Raw genomic sequence first — 14,629 nt, 5'->3', positions numbered from 1 at the left:
CATGCAAAAGATTCTGGTCAGCCGCTGCCTGTTGGGCCACCGCGTACGTTACGACGGCGGGGCCAGCGGGCCGTTTGATCTGCTGGAGCAGTGGATCGCCGAAGGACGGGTGGTGCCGTTGTGCCCTGAAGTGGCCGGTGGTTTGCCGACGCCGCGAGCGGCGGCGGAGATTCCGGGCGGGCAGGGTGGTGAGGTGCTCGATGGTGTTGCAGCGGTGATGACCACTGAAGGCGAGGATGTCAGTGCGCAGTTTCTGGATGGCGCGCGGCAGGCGCTGGAGCTGGTGCAAAAGCACGGAATACGGGTGGCGGTGCTCAAGGCCAACAGCCCTTCGTGTGGGAATCTGCTGACGTATGACGGGACGTTCAGTGGGGTGAAGGTCAGTGGTGAGGGTGTTACTGCTGCTCTACTGAAACGCCATGGCGTTCAGGTTTTCAGTGAGCTTGAATTGCCGCGAGCAGCGCTGGCTCTGACCCAACTCGATTAAAAGTCCAGCGCAAACCCCATGTAGGAGCTGCCGAAGGCTGCGATCTTTTGACCTTGCTTTCAAGGGATCAAGATCAAAAGATCGCAGCCTTCGGCAGCTCCTACAGGTTTTGTGTTCACCTGGCTTCGGTGAACCACTTCTCGGACAACGCCGCCAATCGCCCATCTGCCTTGATCCGTTGCAACGCACTCTCAAGGCTGGCGCGAAATGCCGGGTTACCCTTCTGAAACGGTATCGCCAATTCCACAGGTGCACTCACTGCAGGCTTCGCTTCGGTCAACGCCTGCACCAGCACCATCGGCCGCGGCTGCTCATCCTTCTTCGCCAGTAACTGTGAATCGATCTGGCTGTACGGCTCGCTGAAGTCGAAACGATCCTTGAGTTCAGGTGTCAGTGCTATGTGATTGAGCGCGACGTCGTACTTGCCGCTTTCAACGCCCTGGAGCAGATCGCCGGCGTCGGTGACGATGAAGTCGGCGCGCACATCCAGCTCCCTGGCCAGCAATTGCCCAAGCTCGACTTCAAACCCCGCGAGTGTGTCGCCTTCCTTGAAATTGAACGGCGGTGTATTAGCCTCAAGGGCTATGCGTAACTCGCCACGGTCGTTGACGTCATCAATCAATTCGGCATGAGCCAGCGGGCTCAGAAGGGGTATCAGGCAGATCAGGCCAGGCAAAAGGCGCATGGTCACTCCTTTGAAATCATTATTGCGATGCTCTGATTCAGGCTCGCTTTGCTATGGTTGTCGAGTGCCTTCGACAACGAATGGTCATGAAGTTGTCATGACCGTGCGGATTTTACGGAAAAACTGGAGAAGAAAATGAAAAGCTTTATGTCACGTGCTGCGTTGGCGGGTGTGCTGATGGGTGTTTCGGTGCTTGCCAGTGCGGCGACGCCGGCCCCGAAAGGTGCCGAGGTGTTCATCGTTTCTCCCGAAGACGGGGCGACTGTTTCCCAGGAATTCAAGGTCAAGTTCGGCACCAAGGATGTCGCGTTGGCGCCGGCCGGGGATGTCACCAAGAACACCGGTCATCATCACCTGCTGATCGACGTCGACAAGCTGCCGGCGGCTGGCGCGCCGATCCCGACCGATGCCCACCACATGCATTTCGGCAAGGCACAGACCGAAGCCACCATCAAGCTGGCTCCCGGCAAACACACCTTGCAACTGATTCTTGGCGACAGCGGCCATATGCCGTTTGACCCGACAATCGTTTCGAAGAAAATCACCGTCAACGTTAAGTAACGTTTCGACGCGTATGAAAAAGGGAGCCCGAAGGCTCCCTTTTTTTGTGGCTTGACGCTTAATCAGAACAACACACGGCTACGGATGGTGCCGTTGACGTGTTGCAGCTTCTCTTGCGCCAGCTCCGAGTACTCGGCGTCGACGTCGATCACTACATAGCCGACCTTTTCGTTGGTCTGCAGGAACTGACCGGAGATGTTGATGCCGTTTTCGGCAAAAACCTTGTTGATCTCCATCATCACACCCGGAATGTTCTCGTGGATGTGCAGCAGGCGGTGCTTGCCAGGGTGAGCCGGCAGGGCCACTTCCGGGAAGTTCACCGACGAAACGGACGTACCGTTGTCGCTATACTTGACCAGTTTTTCCGCCACTTCCAGACCGATGTTGGCTTGCGCTTCGGCGGTCGAGCCACCGATGTGCGGGGTCAGGATCACGTTGTCGAGGCCACGCAGCGGGCTTTCGAACTCTTCGTCGTTGGAGCGTGGCTCCACCGGGAATACGTCGATGGCCGCGCCGATCAGGTGTTTGTCCTTGATCGCGTCCGCCAAGGCGTCCAGCTCGACCACGGTACCGCGTGCAGCGTTGATCAGGATGCCGCCCTTCTTGATGGCGCGGATTTCCTTCTCGCCGATCATCCACTGGGTCGCAGCGGTTTCCGGAACGTGCAGGGTGACGATGTCGGACATGCCCAGCAGCTCGTGCAGGTTGTTGACCTGCGTCGCGTTGCCCAGCGGCAGCTTGGTCACGGTGTCATAGAAGTACACCTGCATGCCCAGGCCTTCGGCCAGAACCGACAGTTGGGTACCGATCGAGCCGTAGCCGACGATGCCCAGCTTCTTGCCACGGATCTCGAAGGAGTTGGCCGCGCTCTTGATCCAGCCGCCACGGTGGCAGGACGCGTTTTTCTCAGGGATGCCGCGCAGCAGCAGGATGGCTTCGGCCAGTACCAGCTCGGCAACGGAACGCGTGTTGGAGTACGGCGCGTTGAACACGGCGATACCGCGCTCGCGGGCAGCACTCAGGTCAACCTGGTTGGTGCCGATGCAGAAACAGCCGACAGCCACCAGCTTCTTCGCGTGATCGAAGATCTCTTCGGTCAGTTGGGTGCGAGAACGAATGCCGATGAAGTGAGCGTCAGCGATCTTTTCCTTGAGCTGGGCTTCCGGCAAGGAACCTGTCAGGTATTCGATGCTGGTGTAGCCCGCCGCCTTGAGGACGTCGACAGCCGATTGGTGGACGCCTTCGAGAAGAAGGAACTTGATCTTGCTCTTATCGAGAGAAGTCTTGCTCATCTGCGTAAACCTGTATCCCGGAGAAAAATGGCAGGGAGGGAGCAGCCTGGAGCTGACCCGCACGGCAAGAAAGCCGTCGCCGCAGAACAGGCGTTTGGGCACTGGCCTGCGGGGTCGGTATGCTAGCATAGCCACCCCGCTAAACACTCATTCCTGCGACGTGAAGCGTTCTCAGGATGACCATGAATTGTTCGAGAGTTCTGTCGATGACCAATCCTGCCCTGATTGATGAACTGAAGACCCTGGTCGAGCCTGGGAAGGTCCTGACCGATGCCGACTCCCTGAACACGTATGGCAAGGATTGGACCAAGCACTTCGCCCCGGCGCCCAGCGCCATCGTGTTTCCCAAGACCATCGAGCAGGTGCAGGCCGTTGTCCGTTGGGCCAACGCGCACAAGGTCGCGCTGGTGCCTTCGGGCGGACGCACCGGGCTGTCCGCCGCTGCGGTGGCGGCCAATGGCGAAGTGGTCGTGTCCTTCGATTACATGAACCAGATTCTCGACGTGAACCTCACTGACCGTACCGCTGTTTGTCAGCCGGGCGTGGTCACCGAGCATTTGCAGAACGTTGCCGAAGAAAAAGGCCTGTACTACCCGGTGGACTTCGCTTCGGCCGGTTCCAGCCAGATTGGCGGCAACATCGGCACCAATGCCGGCGGGATCAAAGTCATTCGTTACGGCATGACGCGCAATTGGGTCGCGGGCATGAAAGTCGTCACCGGCAAGGGCGACGTGCTGGAGCTGAACAAGGACCTGATCAAGAACGCCACCGGTTATGACTTGCGTCAGCTATTTATCGGCGCTGAAGGCACTCTCGGTTTTGTGGTTGAAGCGACCATGCGCCTGGATCGCGCGCCGAAAAACCTCACCGCGATGGTGCTGGGTACCGCTGATTTCGATTCGATCATGCCGGTGCTTCACGCCTTTCAGGGCAAGCTCGACCTCACCGCTTTCGAGTTCTTCTCCGACAAGGCTCTGGCCAAAGTCATGGGCCGTGGCGATGTTCCGGCACCGTTCGAAACCGATTGCCCGTTCTACGCCCTGCTGGAATTTGAAGCGACCACTGAAGAAGTGGCCAACAGCGCGCTGGAAACCTTCGAGCATTGCGTTGAACAGGGTTGGGTGCTGGATGGCGTGATGAGCCAGAGCGAAACCCAGTTGCAGAACCTGTGGAAGCTGCGCGAGTACATTTCCGAGACCATCTCGCACTGGACGCCGTACAAGAACGACATCTCGGTCACCGTCTCGAAAGTCCCGGCATTTCTCAAGGAAATCGACGCCATTGTCGGCGAACATTATCCGGATTTCGAAATCGTCTGGTTCGGCCACATCGGCGATGGCAACCTGCACCTGAACATCCTCAAGCCGGAAAACCTGAGCAAGGACGAATTCTTCGCCAAGTGCGCCACCGTCAACAAGTGGGTGTTCGAAACCGTCGAGAAGTACAACGGTTCGATTTCCGCCGAGCACGGTGTGGGCATGACCAAGCGCGACTACTTGACCTACAGCCGCTCGCCGGTTGAGATCGAGTACATGAAAGCGGTCAAAGCGGTGTTCGACCCGAACGGCATCATGAACCCGGGCAAGATCTTCGCGGTTTGATCTGTAATTCTTGATGAATCAATGAAGGCAGGAGTCGGTAAATGAGCTATCAGCACCAGTACGTCGACGGCACGCGCATTCACTTTCCGATCGGGAAAGTCGTGTGCATCGGCCGTAATTACGCCGAACACGCCAAGGAACTGGACAACCCGGTGCCTACCGAGCCGCTGCTGTTCATCAAGCCCGGCAGTTGCGTGGTGCCGCTGGAAGATGGTTTCAGCATTCCGACCGAGCGTGGCTCGGTGCATTACGAAGCGGAAATCGCCGTGTTGATCGGCAAGCCGCTGTCGACCAAGCCCAGCCGTGAAGAAGTGCTGGATGCGATTTCCGGTTTCGCCCCGGCGCTGGATCTGACCCTGCGAGACAAGCAGGCTGAGCTCAAAGCCAAGGGCCTGCCGTGGGAAATCGCCAAGTCGTTCGACGGCGCGGCCGTGCTTGCGCCGTTCGTGGTTGGCAGCACCTTCGCGGACCTGACCGACATCGGCATCCGCCTGACCATCAACGGTGAAGTGCGTCAGGACGGCAACAGCAGCGCGATGCTCAACCCGATCGTGCCGATGATCCAGTACATGGCCGGCTGCTTCTCGCTACAGGCCGGTGATGTGATCCTGACCGGTACACCGGCGGGCGTCGGCCCGCTGAATGTCGGCGACGACATCGTGCTGGAACTGGTCGGCGCCAACAGCTTCAGCAGCAGCGTGCGCTAACCCGCCATTTCCTGATGGTGTGAGCTTTTGTGGCGAGGGGATTTATCTGTGGCGAGGGGATTTATCCCCGATGGACTGCGCAGCAGGCCCAGGCTTTTTGGGGCCGCTTCGCAGCCCGTCGGGGATAAATCCCCTCGCCACAAGAGCAAGTCCCAGCATTCATCGATGTGATCGCTTTTGCAAACGCACACGCCAATCCCGCCATTTGCCGTTTTTTTCACATCCTGTCTGGATAATTTCCGCAATTCTGGCGTCTTAGCCGGCCTCTTTATGCTATTACCCATAGCCTGAATTTTCGGAAAGCGTCCCTTGATGTCATCTCAAACTCAGCTCAAACCCCCACGCCGATCACGTTTCGCCATGCGCTGGTATTCCTGGTTGCTGCTGGCGATTGCCGCCGCGTACGGCTTGGCGTTTGCCATGCATTGGGATGACCGGGGTTTGCTGTGGGTGCTGGAACGCTTTGAAAGCCCGGCCGAGCAAAAGGAAAGCATCTGGCTGCCGGACTATCGGGTGGTGATCGATGCCAAGTCATTGCCGGGCATGGAGAAGGACGAAGCATCGGACCTCGCCTACAACCCGCAGACCAAAACGCTGTTTTCGGTGATGGGCAAGAATCCGTTCCTCGTCGAGCTGAGCCTGCAAGGCGAGGTGCTGCGCAAGATGCCACTGGTGGGCTGGAGCAATCCGGAAGGCCTGACCGTCATGGAAAATGGCCTGATGGCGATCATCGATGAGCGCCAGCACATGCTGTCGATCGTCAAGGTCGATAGCGACACCCGTGAACTGAACATCGCCAATTTCCCGAAGTACGACCTCGGCCCGTCGAAGGACCAGAACAAGGCCTTCGAAGCAATCACCTGGGACCCGCGCACCCAGCAACTGCTGCTGGGTGAAGAACGACCACCGAAGCTTTTCACCTGGAAAAGCGATGGCGGTCAGACCCTGAAGGGCGACAAGCAGAAGCTGGCCAGCGATGAACTGGATATCCGCAATCTCTCAGCCTTGGCAACCGACCCGCGCACTGGCCACCTGCTGGTGCTGTCCGCCGATTCTCACCTGTTGCTGGAACTGGACGAGAAGGGCGAGCAAGTCAGCTTCATGACCCTGCTCGGCGGTTTCAACGGCTTGAAAAACACCATTCCCCGCGCCGAAGGCGTGACCATGGATGAGGCGGGCACGCTGTACATGGTCAGCGAGCCGAACCTGTTCTATCGCTTCGAAAAGCAGAGGTAGTGCCTCTGTGTAGGAGCTGCCGAAGGCTGCGATCTTTTGATCTTGCTGTTTATAAGATCAAAAGATCGCAGCCTTCGGCAGCTCCTACAGGGTTCACTTGTCGTCGCAGGCAAGTGGCCATTAAGCTTCAGTTCAGTCAGGCGTGATATTTCATCCGCCTGCCTTGAATCCGAGCCCGCCCGAATGCGTCGACTTGCCCGCCCCAAACCGCTATTGCTCATCCTTTCGGTGATTGCCCTGATCGCGCTGCTCGCGATCGGCCAATACATGCGCCTGTTCGAGCGCGCCTGGTTCAATCTGCACACGTTATGGCAGCCGCTGAGCAGTGAATCCATTGCGTTGGACCAGTATCGAGTCGAGATTGAGGCGCGGGTCATTGATGGGCTGGATGACGATGTTTCGGCGCTGACCTTCGATCCGGTGCGCAAAAGCCTGTTCACCGTGACCAACAAGAATTCCGAACTGGTCGAACTGTCGCTGGAGGGCAAGATTCTGCGGCGCATCGCGCTGATCGGCTTCGGCGACGCGGAGGCGGTCGAGTTCATCAGTGCCGATACCTACGTGATCACCGATGAGCGTGAGCAGCGGCTGATCAAGATTCATCTGGAGCAAGACACCACCTTCCTCGACGCGGCGGACGCCGAGCAGATGACCCTCGGTGTGCACATGGCCGGCAACAAGGGATTTGAAGGTCTGGCGTACGACTCGGTGGGCAAGCGCCTGTTCGTCGCCAAGGAACGCGACCCGATGCTGATCTATGAAGTACATGGCTTTCCGCACTTCAATCCGGAAAAATCCTACGCGGTGCACGTGATCAACAACCCCAAACGCGATGCCGGGATGTTCGTGCGAGATCTGTCGAGCCTGCAATACGACGAGCGCAGCGGGCATCTACTGGCGCTGTCGGATGAGTCGCGGCTGATTCTGGAGCTGGATGTAAACGGGCGCCCGCTGAGCACCATGTCGCTGAGCAAGGGCCGGCAAGGCTTGCAGAAAACCGTGCCGCAGGCAGAAGGCATTGCGATGGATGATGACGGGACGTTGTATCTGGTGAGTGAGCCGAACTTGTTCTATGTCTTTAAAAAACCAGCACAACCGTAACCAGCACCACAAAACACTGTGGGAGCTGGCTTGCCAGCGATGGCGGCCTCTCAGTCAACAATGATGTTGAAAGTGATGGCCTCATCGCTGGCAAGCCAGCTCCCACAGGTTTCTTCGTCTGCCCACAAAGGTGGGGTGACAGGGCTTACTCAGCCTTCAGCGTCTTCACGCCTTCACTCGTTCCCAGCAACAACAAATCCGCCGGACGCGCCGCGAACAGACCGTTGGTGACCACGCCGACAATCGCGTTGATCTGCGCTTCCAGTTCCACCGGGTTGGTGATCTGCAGGTTGAACACGTCGAGGATGATGTTGCCGTTGTCGGTCAACACGCCTTCGCGGTACACCGGGTCGCCGCCCAGTTTCACCAGTTGACGAGCGACGTGGCTGCGGGCCATCGGGATCACTTCGACCGGCAGCGGAAACTCGCCCAGCACCGGCACCAGTTTGCTGGCGTCGGCGATGCAGATGAAGGTCTTGGCCACGGCCGCCACAATTTTCTCGCGGGTCAGGGCCGCGCCACCGCCCTTGATCAGGTTCAGGTGTGCGTCGCTTTCGTCGGCGCCGTCGACGTAGAACTCCAGGTCGCTGACCGTGTTCAGCTCATACACCGGAATCCCGTGGCCCTTCAGGCGTGCGGCGGTGGCTTCGGAGCTGGCGACTGCGCCATCGAACGCGCCCTTGTGCTTTGCCAGCGCGTCGATGAAGCAGTTGGCGGTGGAGCCGGTGCCGACACCGACGATGCTTTTGTCGTCGAGTTTCGCAAGGATGAAGTCGACGGCGGCCTGCGCCACTGCCTGTTTGAGTTGATCCTGGGTCATGCGGGCTCCGGAAGCGGGCAAGGGGAGAACGGAAAGGCCGGCATTATAGCCCCATGCCAGGCTAAAACCTCCTGTGTCGAGGGGATTTATCCCCGTTCGGCGGCGCAGCCGTCGTAAAATCTGAGAGCGCGGTATCTCTGAAAGAATGCCGGGGAGCGCTTCGCACTCCAACGGGGATAAATCCCCTCGCCACAATGGTGCTCACTCAAGAATGGGTTTCCAGACCTTAAAACCACCTGTTTAGTGTGGTCGCCCGCCCGAAAGCCGGGTTAGACTCCGTGGTCCCGCCCAACCCGCTCAGTGATGCTTTCCGATGCTCGAACAGTACGTCAAAAAGATCCTCACCTCGCGCGTTTATGACGTTGCCGTAGAAACCCCGCTGCAGAATGCTCGCCAGCTCTCCGAGCGGCTGGGCAATGACATTTGGCTCAAGCGCGAAGACTTGCAGCCGGTGTTCTCCTTCAAGATTCGCGGCGCCTACAACAAGTTGACCCAATTGACCGACGAAGAGCGCGCCCGTGGCGTGGTCACCGCGTCGGCGGGCAACCATGCGCAAGGTCTGGCCCTGGCGGCGAAAGTGCTGGGCGTGAAAGCTACCATCGTCATGCCCAAGACCACCCCGGAAATCAAGGTCGAAGGCGTGCGTTCGCGCGGCGGCAAAGTGGTGCTGCACGGTGATTCGTTCCCGGAAGCCCTGGCCTACTCGCTGAAACTGGTCGACGAAAAAGGCTACGTCTACATCCACCCGTACGACGATCCGCACACCATTGCCGGGCAGGGCACTGTGGCGATGGAGATTCTGCGCCAGCACCCGCAACCGCTGGACGCGATTTTCGTCCCGGTCGGTGGCGGCGGGTTGATTGCCGGCATCGCTGCTTACGTGAAATACCTGCGCCCGGACATTAAAGTCATCGGCGTCGAGCCGGACGATTCCAACTGCCTGCAAGCGGCGATGGCCGCCGGTGAGCGCGTCGTGCTGCCAACCGTGGGCATTTTCGCCGACGGCGTGGCGGTGGCACAGATTGGTCAGCACACCTTCGATATCTGCAAAGACTATGTCGATGAAGTGATCACCGTGAGCACCGACGAAATCTGCGCGGCGATCAAGGATATCTACGACGATACCCGCTCGATCACCGAACCTGCCGGCGCCTTGGGTGTGGCCGGGATCAAGAAATACGTCGAACAGCGCGGCGTCAGCGGCAAGACCTTCGTTGCCATCGACTCGGGTGCCAACGTCAACTTCGACCGCCTGCGCCACGTTGCCGAGCGTGCCGAACTGGGCGAGGGCCGCGAAGCGATCATCGCCGTGACCATCCCCGAGAAGGCCGGCAGCTTCAAGGCGTTTTGCGAGGCCATCGGCAAGCGCCAGATCACCGAATTCAACTACCGCTACAACACCGGCAGCGAAGCGCACATCTTCGTTGGCGTGCAGACGCACCCGGAGAACGACCCGCGCAGTGCATTGCTGGCGAGCCTGACCGAGCAGGGTTTCCCGGTGCTGGACCTGACCGACAACGAACTGGCCAAGTTGCACATCCGCCATATGGTCGGCGGGCGCGCGGCGCACGTGGTTGATGAAGTGGTGCTGCGCTTCGAGTTCCCGGAACGCCCGGGTGCGCTGTTCAACTTTCTCAACAAGCTCGGCGGGCGCTGGAATATCTCGATGTTCCACTACCGCAACCATGGCGCGGCGGACGGCCGAGTGGTCGCGGGCCTGCAAGTACCCCACGATGAACGTCATCTGGTGCCGGCGGCGCTGGCGGAAATCGGCTACCCGTACTGGGACGAGAGCGACAACCCGGCCTATCAGCTGTTTCTTGGCTGAACGGCTACGCTGATGGGCATGACCCAAGGAAGAGAAATACATGGAAACCCTGACAACCCTGAAAGTCCTTCACGTCGCGGCGACCGTGGTCATACTCGCGAGCGGGCTGGGGCTTGCCGCTCTGACCTGGCGTAATCGCAGCGAAGGGCCGGCCAGCACGATGCAGCGTCCCTGGCTGTTTATCTGGTGTTTGATGCTGATCGGTATGCTGAGCATGCCTTTCACCGGCTGGTGGCTGGTGCACCTGATCGGCTGGCCGCTGGGGCAGTTCTGGATTCTGGGGTCCAGCGTGATCTATGCCGTGGCGACGTTCAGTGCGGTCTGGCTGCTCGTTCGGCTTAATCGGCTGTGGACAACCGGAGTGGGCAACCGCAAATTCAATCTGGCGCTGGCGCTGGCGATTGTGAGCGGCATCGGATTTCTCGCCATTGCGGCGTTGATGGGGGCCAAGCCGGTTTAAGGCTTGAGATCGCGTTACCCCAATCGCTGGCAAGCCAGCTCCCACAGGGATTTTCGGTGAACACAGATTATGTGGACGACCGAGAAACCTGTGGGAGCTGGCTTGCCAGCGATGGCGTCATCAGTCGCGCAGAGTCATTACCGGCCACCCACGCTTCTCGGCTTCAGCGCGCAAATTAGGATCCGGATCCACCGCTACCGGATTCGCCACCTGCTCCAGCAGCGGCAGGTCATTCATCGAATCGCTGTAGAAGTAGCTGTCTTGCAACGAATACCCGGTCTCTTCCAGCCAACGATTCAGGCGCGTTACCTTGCCTTCACGGAAGCACGGAACGTCGGTGCTGCGCCCGGTGTAGCGGCCATCCACCATTTCGCATTCGGTGGCGATCAGGGTTTCAACACCCAAACGCGCAGCGATCGGCGCGGTGACGAAGCGGTTGGTCGCCGTGATGATCACCAGTTTGTCGCCGGCGTCGCGGTGCTTTTTCAGCAGTTCCAGCGCCTTGGGCAGCACGATCGGCTCGATGCAGTCGCGCATGTAGTCGCGGTGCCATTGATCGAGCACGGCCATGTCGGTGCGGCCGAGGATCTCCAGGCAGAAGTTCAGATACGCGGCGTTATCCAGCGTGCCGGCCAGGTAATCCTGATAGAACTCGTCGTTGCGCGTCTTGTACGCCACCGGGTCGAGGAAGCCGCGCTCGCACAGATAGTCGCCCCAGGCGTGATCGCTGTCGCCGCCCAGAAGGGTGTTGTCCAAATCGAATAGAGCCAGGCGCATTGCAGTTACCCGCTGATAAGTCTGTAAAAAGGCGACAAGAATACGGTCTTTTCACAAGAGTGCACATAAGGTAGGAAGCTTCGTTGCCGCCTTATGAACCTTTGTGGAACAATGCGGCGACATGCGTTTGCGAGGTTGTGCCCGTGATCGACCCCGATGGTTTCCGCCCCAATGTCGGGATCATTCTGACGAATGACGCCGGCCAGGTGCTATGGGCTCGCCGTATCAATCAAGATGCCTGGCAGTTTCCGCAAGGGGGAATCAACCCTGAGGAGACGCCGGAAGACGCCTTGTACCGCGAGCTGAACGAAGAAGTTGGCCTGGAACGTGAAGATGTTGAAATACTGGCCTGTACCCGAGGCTGGTTGCGCTATCGTTTGCCGCAACGTCTGGTGCGTACCCACAGCCAACCGCTGTGCATCGGCCAGAAACAGAAATGGTTTCTCCTGCGCCTGATCTCCAACGAGCAGCGGGTGCGGATGGATTTGACCGGTAAACCGGAGTTCGATGGCTGGCGTTGGGTCAGCTATTGGTATCCGTTGGGCCAGGTGGTGACATTCAAGCGCGAGGTGTATCGCCGCGCCCTCAAAGAGCTTGCCCCGCGCCTTTTAGCGCGCGACTGACGACGGAGTTCGACCCCGAGCCATGCTCAATACGCTGCGCAAGATCGTCCAGGAAGTTAACTCCGCCAAGGATCTCAAGGCGGCGTTGGGGATTATTGTGTTGCGCGTCAAAGAGGCCATGGGCAGCCAGGTCTGCTCGGTCTACCTGCTTGATCCCGAGACCAACCGCTTCGTCCTGATGGCCACCGAGGGCTTGAACAAGCGCTCGATCGGCAAGGTCAGCATGGCACCCAACGAAGGTCTGGTCGGTCTGGTCGGCACGCGTGAAGAACCCCTGAACCTCGAAAACGCCGCGGATCACCCGCGCTATCGCTACTTCGCCGAAACCGGCGAGGAGCGTTATGCCTCGTTCCTCGGTGCACCGATCATTCACCACCGCCGCGTCGTCGGCGTGTTGGTTATCCAGCAGAAAGAGCGTCGTCAGTTCGACGAAGGTGAAGAAGCCTTCCTCGTGACCATGAGCGCGCAGCTCGCAGGCGTTATCGCCCACGCCGAGGCCACCGGTTCGATCCGGGGGCTGGGTCGTCAGGGCAAGGGTATTCAGGAAGCCAAGTTCGTCGGCGTGCCGGGCTCGCCGGGTGCAGCGGTCGGTACCGCGGTGGTCATGCTGCCGCCTGCCGACCTGGACGTGGTGCCGGACAAGACCATCACCGACATCAACGCCGAACTTGGCTTGTTCAAGACTGCCATCGAAGGCGTGCGCGCCGACATGCGCGCCCTGTCCGCCAAACTGGCGACCCAATTGCGCCCGGAAGAGCGCGCGCTGTTCGACGTCTACCTGATGATGCTCGACGATGCCTCGCTGGGCAGCGAAATCACCACGGTGATCAAGACCGGCCAGTGGGCCCAGGGCGCACTGCGCCAAGTGGTCACCGAACACGTCAACCGTTTTGAACTGATGGACGACGCCTACCTGCGCGAGCGGGCGTCGGACGTCAAGGACCTCGGTCGCCGCCTGCTCGCCTACTTGCAGGAAGAGCGCCAGCAGAATCTGGTCTACCCGGAAAAAACCATTCTGGTCAGCGAAGAGCTGACCCCGGCGATGCTCGGCGAAGTGCCGGAAGGCACGCTGGTCGGTCTGGTTTCGGTACTCGGTTCGGGTAACTCCCACGTCGCGATCCTGGCCCGGGCCATGGGCATTCCGACGGTGATGGGTCTGGTCGACCTGCCGTACGCCAAGGTCGACGGTATCGAATTGATCGTCGACGGCACCCGCGGCGAGGTCTACACCAACCCCAGCGAAGTGCTGCGCAAGCAGTTCGCCGAGGTGGTGGAAGAAGAGAAACAACTGGCGCTGGGTCTCGACACCCTGCGCGACCTGCCCTGCGTGACCCTCGATGGTCACCGCATGCCGCTGTGGGTCAACACCGGCCTGCTGGCGGACGTGGCGCGGGCGCAGAAGCGCGGCGCCGAAGGTGTCGGTCTGTACCGCACCGAAGTGCCGTTCATGATCAACCAGCGCTTCCCGAGCGAAAAAGAACAACTGGCGATCTACCGTGAGCAGCTCGCCGCGTTCCACCCGCAACCGGTGACCATGCGCAGCCTCGACATCGGCGGTGACAAGTCGCTGTCGTACTTCCCGATCAAGGAAGACAACCCGTTCCTCGGCTGGCGCGGCATTCGCGTCACCCTCGACCACCCGGAAATCTTCCTGGTGCAGACTCGCGCGATGCTCAAGGCCAGCGAAGGCCTGAACAACCTGCGCATTCTGCTGCCGATGATCTCCGGCACCCACGAACTCGAAGAAGCCCTGCACCTGATCCACCGGGCCTGGGGCGAAGTGCGCGACGAAGGCACCGACGTGCCGATGCCGCCGATTGGCGTGATGATCGAGATTCCGGCAGCGGTGTACCAGACCAAGGAGCTGGCGCGGCAAGTGGACTTCCTGTCGGTCGGCTCCAACGACCTGACCCAGTACCTGCTGGCAGTCGACCGCAACAACCCGCGCGTCGCCGACCTCTACGACTACCTGCACCCGGCCGTGCTGCAAGCCTTGCAGAACGTGGTGCGTGACGCCCATGCCGAAGGCAAGCCGGTCAGTATCTGCGGCGAGATGGCCGGTGATCCGGCAGCGGCGGTGCTGTTGATGGCGATGGGTTTCGACAGCCTGTCGATGAACGCCACCAACTTGCCGAAGGTGAAGTGGATGCTGCGTCAGGTGAACATGAGCAAGGCCAAGGAATTGCTGGCCGAGCTGATGACCATCGACAACCCGCAAGTTATCCACAGCTCGCTGCAACTGGCGCTGAAGAATCTCGGTTTGTCGAAGATGAATCCGCCGGCGGTCAACAAAGCACTCTAAAAGGCTAATGGCCTCATCGCTGGCAAGCCAGCTCCCACAGGGATCTTCAGTGAACACGACATCTGTGAGCACCCAAGAAACCTGTGGGAGCTGGCTTGCCAGCGATGGCGTCAGTCCAGACGCCGCCTAAATCAAAATCTCCCACAGGG

The 14,629-nt window shown here is 59.7% G+C and carries 14 protein-coding genes; 10 read left to right on the top strand and 4 right to left on the bottom strand.

The genetic code is table 11. The features are described from left to right. The first annotated feature begins 1 nt into the window (after position 1). Positions 2 to 487 carry a 2-thiouracil desulfurase family protein gene (locus ACA061_RS25615; RefSeq protein WP_497300259.1) on the top strand — a complete coding sequence of 162 codons (486 nt, stop codon included), beginning with the start codon at positions 2 to 4 and terminating at the stop codon, positions 485 to 487. A gap of 115 nt (positions 488 to 602) precedes the next feature. Here ACA061_RS25615 and ACA061_RS25610 read toward each other — a convergent pair whose 3' ends face one another. Beyond that, positions 603 to 1,172 carry a transporter substrate-binding domain-containing protein gene (locus ACA061_RS25610; RefSeq protein WP_210553431.1) on the bottom strand — a complete coding sequence of 190 codons (570 nt, stop codon included), beginning with the start codon at positions 1,170 to 1,172 and terminating at the stop codon, positions 603 to 605. A 135-nt stretch (positions 1,173 to 1,307) separates the two neighbouring features. On the opposite strand from ACA061_RS25610, the gene ACA061_RS25605 reads away from it, so the two are divergent. Continuing rightward, the gene (locus ACA061_RS25605; RefSeq protein WP_150602031.1) at positions 1,308 to 1,733 is read left to right on the top strand and encodes a DUF4399 domain-containing protein; all 426 of its coding nucleotides are present in this window, start codon (positions 1,308 to 1,310) and stop codon (positions 1,731 to 1,733) included. 62 nt (positions 1,734 to 1,795) lie between these two features. On the opposite strand, the gene serA is transcribed toward ACA061_RS25605, so the two are convergent. Further along, positions 1,796 to 3,025, bottom strand: a complete 1,230-nt coding sequence (serA, locus tag ACA061_RS25600) for a phosphoglycerate dehydrogenase (RefSeq protein ID WP_150602030.1) — start codon at positions 3,023 to 3,025, stop codon at positions 1,796 to 1,798. A 206-nt stretch (positions 3,026 to 3,231) separates the two neighbouring features. Between serA and ACA061_RS25595 the strand changes: the two genes are divergently transcribed. The 4 genes from ACA061_RS25595 (at position 3,232) to ACA061_RS25580 (ending at position 7,670) form a co-directional block, all read left to right on the top strand. Beyond that, entirely contained in the window at positions 3,232 to 4,626 is a 1,395-nt protein-coding gene (locus ACA061_RS25595) for a D-2-hydroxyglutarate dehydrogenase (protein WP_150616787.1), read from the top strand. Positions 4,627 to 4,667: 41 nt separating this feature from the next. After that, on the top strand, positions 4,668 to 5,333 hold the full coding sequence (locus ACA061_RS25590) for a fumarylacetoacetate hydrolase family protein (protein WP_497300258.1): 666 nt from the start codon (positions 4,668 to 4,670) through the stop codon (positions 5,331 to 5,333). Positions 5,334 to 5,645: 312 nt separating this feature from the next. Continuing rightward, positions 5,646 to 6,569 carry an SdiA-regulated domain-containing protein gene (locus ACA061_RS25585; RefSeq protein ID WP_497300257.1) on the top strand — a complete coding sequence of 308 codons (924 nt, stop codon included), beginning with the start codon at positions 5,646 to 5,648 and terminating at the stop codon, positions 6,567 to 6,569. Between the two features lie 183 nt (positions 6,570 to 6,752). Then, positions 6,753 to 7,670 (top strand): SdiA-regulated domain-containing protein, encoded by a 918-nt coding sequence (locus tag ACA061_RS25580; RefSeq protein WP_150602026.1) that lies wholly within the window; start codon positions 6,753 to 6,755, stop codon positions 7,668 to 7,670. Positions 7,671 to 7,815: 145 nt separating this feature from the next. On the opposite strand, the gene rpiA is transcribed toward ACA061_RS25580, so the two are convergent. Beyond that, positions 7,816 to 8,490 (bottom strand): ribose-5-phosphate isomerase RpiA, encoded by a 675-nt coding sequence (gene rpiA, locus ACA061_RS25575; RefSeq protein WP_150602025.1) that lies wholly within the window; start codon positions 8,488 to 8,490, stop codon positions 7,816 to 7,818. 313 nt (positions 8,491 to 8,803) lie between these two features. On the opposite strand from rpiA, the gene ilvA reads away from it, so the two are divergent. Then, positions 8,804 to 10,318 carry a threonine ammonia-lyase, biosynthetic gene (gene ilvA, locus ACA061_RS25570; protein ID WP_150616783.1) on the top strand — a complete coding sequence of 505 codons (1,515 nt, stop codon included), beginning with the start codon at positions 8,804 to 8,806 and terminating at the stop codon, positions 10,316 to 10,318. A gap of 40 nt (positions 10,319 to 10,358) precedes the next feature. Then, entirely contained in the window at positions 10,359 to 10,778 is a 420-nt protein-coding gene (locus ACA061_RS25565; protein ID WP_497300256.1) for a DUF2269 family protein, read from the top strand. 120 nt (positions 10,779 to 10,898) lie between these two features. Here the strand turns inward: ACA061_RS25565 and ACA061_RS25560 are convergent, their stop codons facing one another. Beyond that, entirely contained in the window at positions 10,899 to 11,555 is a 657-nt protein-coding gene (locus ACA061_RS25560; RefSeq protein ID WP_497300255.1) for a histidinol-phosphatase, read from the bottom strand. A 143-nt stretch (positions 11,556 to 11,698) separates the two neighbouring features. Between ACA061_RS25560 and ACA061_RS25555 the strand changes: the two genes are divergently transcribed. Then, positions 11,699 to 12,178 carry an RNA pyrophosphohydrolase gene (locus ACA061_RS25555; protein WP_003229203.1) on the top strand — a complete coding sequence of 160 codons (480 nt, stop codon included), beginning with the start codon at positions 11,699 to 11,701 and terminating at the stop codon, positions 12,176 to 12,178. Between the two features lie 22 nt (positions 12,179 to 12,200). Next, the gene (gene ptsP / locus ACA061_RS25550) at positions 12,201 to 14,480 is read left to right on the top strand and encodes a phosphoenolpyruvate--protein phosphotransferase (RefSeq protein ID WP_150602022.1); all 2,280 of its coding nucleotides are present in this window, start codon (positions 12,201 to 12,203) and stop codon (positions 14,478 to 14,480) included. Positions 14,481 to 14,629: the final 149 nt, after the last annotated feature.

The sequence above is a fragment of the Pseudomonas sp. LBUM1668 genome (assembly GCF_059695715.1).
The sequence above is the reverse complement of the archived record's forward strand: the minus strand, read 5'-3'. Positions and strand labels throughout refer to the sequence as shown.

Excerpts from the sequence above, each read along its gene's own strand:
- ACA061_RS25615 (WP_497300259.1), top strand. The coding sequence starts at position 2 with ATGCAAAAGATTCTGGTCAGCCGCTGCCTGTTGGGCCACCGCGTACGT.
- ACA061_RS25610 (WP_210553431.1), bottom strand. The coding sequence starts at position 1,172 with ATGCGCCTTTTGCCTGGCCTGATCTGCCTGATACCCCTTCTGAGCCCG.
- ACA061_RS25605 (WP_150602031.1), top strand. The coding sequence starts at position 1,308 with ATGAAAAGCTTTATGTCACGTGCTGCGTTGGCGGGTGTGCTGATGGGT.
- serA (WP_150602030.1), bottom strand. The coding sequence starts at position 3,025 with ATGAGCAAGACTTCTCTCGATAAGAGCAAGATCAAGTTCCTTCTTCTC.
- ACA061_RS25595 (WP_150616787.1), top strand. The coding sequence starts at position 3,232 with ATGACCAATCCTGCCCTGATTGATGAACTGAAGACCCTGGTCGAGCCT.
- ACA061_RS25590 (WP_497300258.1), top strand. The coding sequence starts at position 4,668 with ATGAGCTATCAGCACCAGTACGTCGACGGCACGCGCATTCACTTTCCG.
- ACA061_RS25585 (WP_497300257.1), top strand. The coding sequence starts at position 5,646 with ATGTCATCTCAAACTCAGCTCAAACCCCCACGCCGATCACGTTTCGCC.
- ACA061_RS25580 (WP_150602026.1), top strand. The coding sequence starts at position 6,753 with ATGCGTCGACTTGCCCGCCCCAAACCGCTATTGCTCATCCTTTCGGTG.
- rpiA (WP_150602025.1), bottom strand. The coding sequence starts at position 8,490 with ATGACCCAGGATCAACTCAAACAGGCAGTGGCGCAGGCCGCCGTCGAC.
- ilvA (WP_150616783.1), top strand. The coding sequence starts at position 8,804 with ATGCTCGAACAGTACGTCAAAAAGATCCTCACCTCGCGCGTTTATGAC.
- ACA061_RS25565 (WP_497300256.1), top strand. The coding sequence starts at position 10,359 with ATGGAAACCCTGACAACCCTGAAAGTCCTTCACGTCGCGGCGACCGTG.
- ACA061_RS25560 (WP_497300255.1), bottom strand. The coding sequence starts at position 11,555 with ATGCGCCTGGCTCTATTCGATTTGGACAACACCCTTCTGGGCGGCGAC.
- ptsP (WP_150602022.1), top strand. The coding sequence starts at position 12,201 with ATGCTCAATACGCTGCGCAAGATCGTCCAGGAAGTTAACTCCGCCAAG.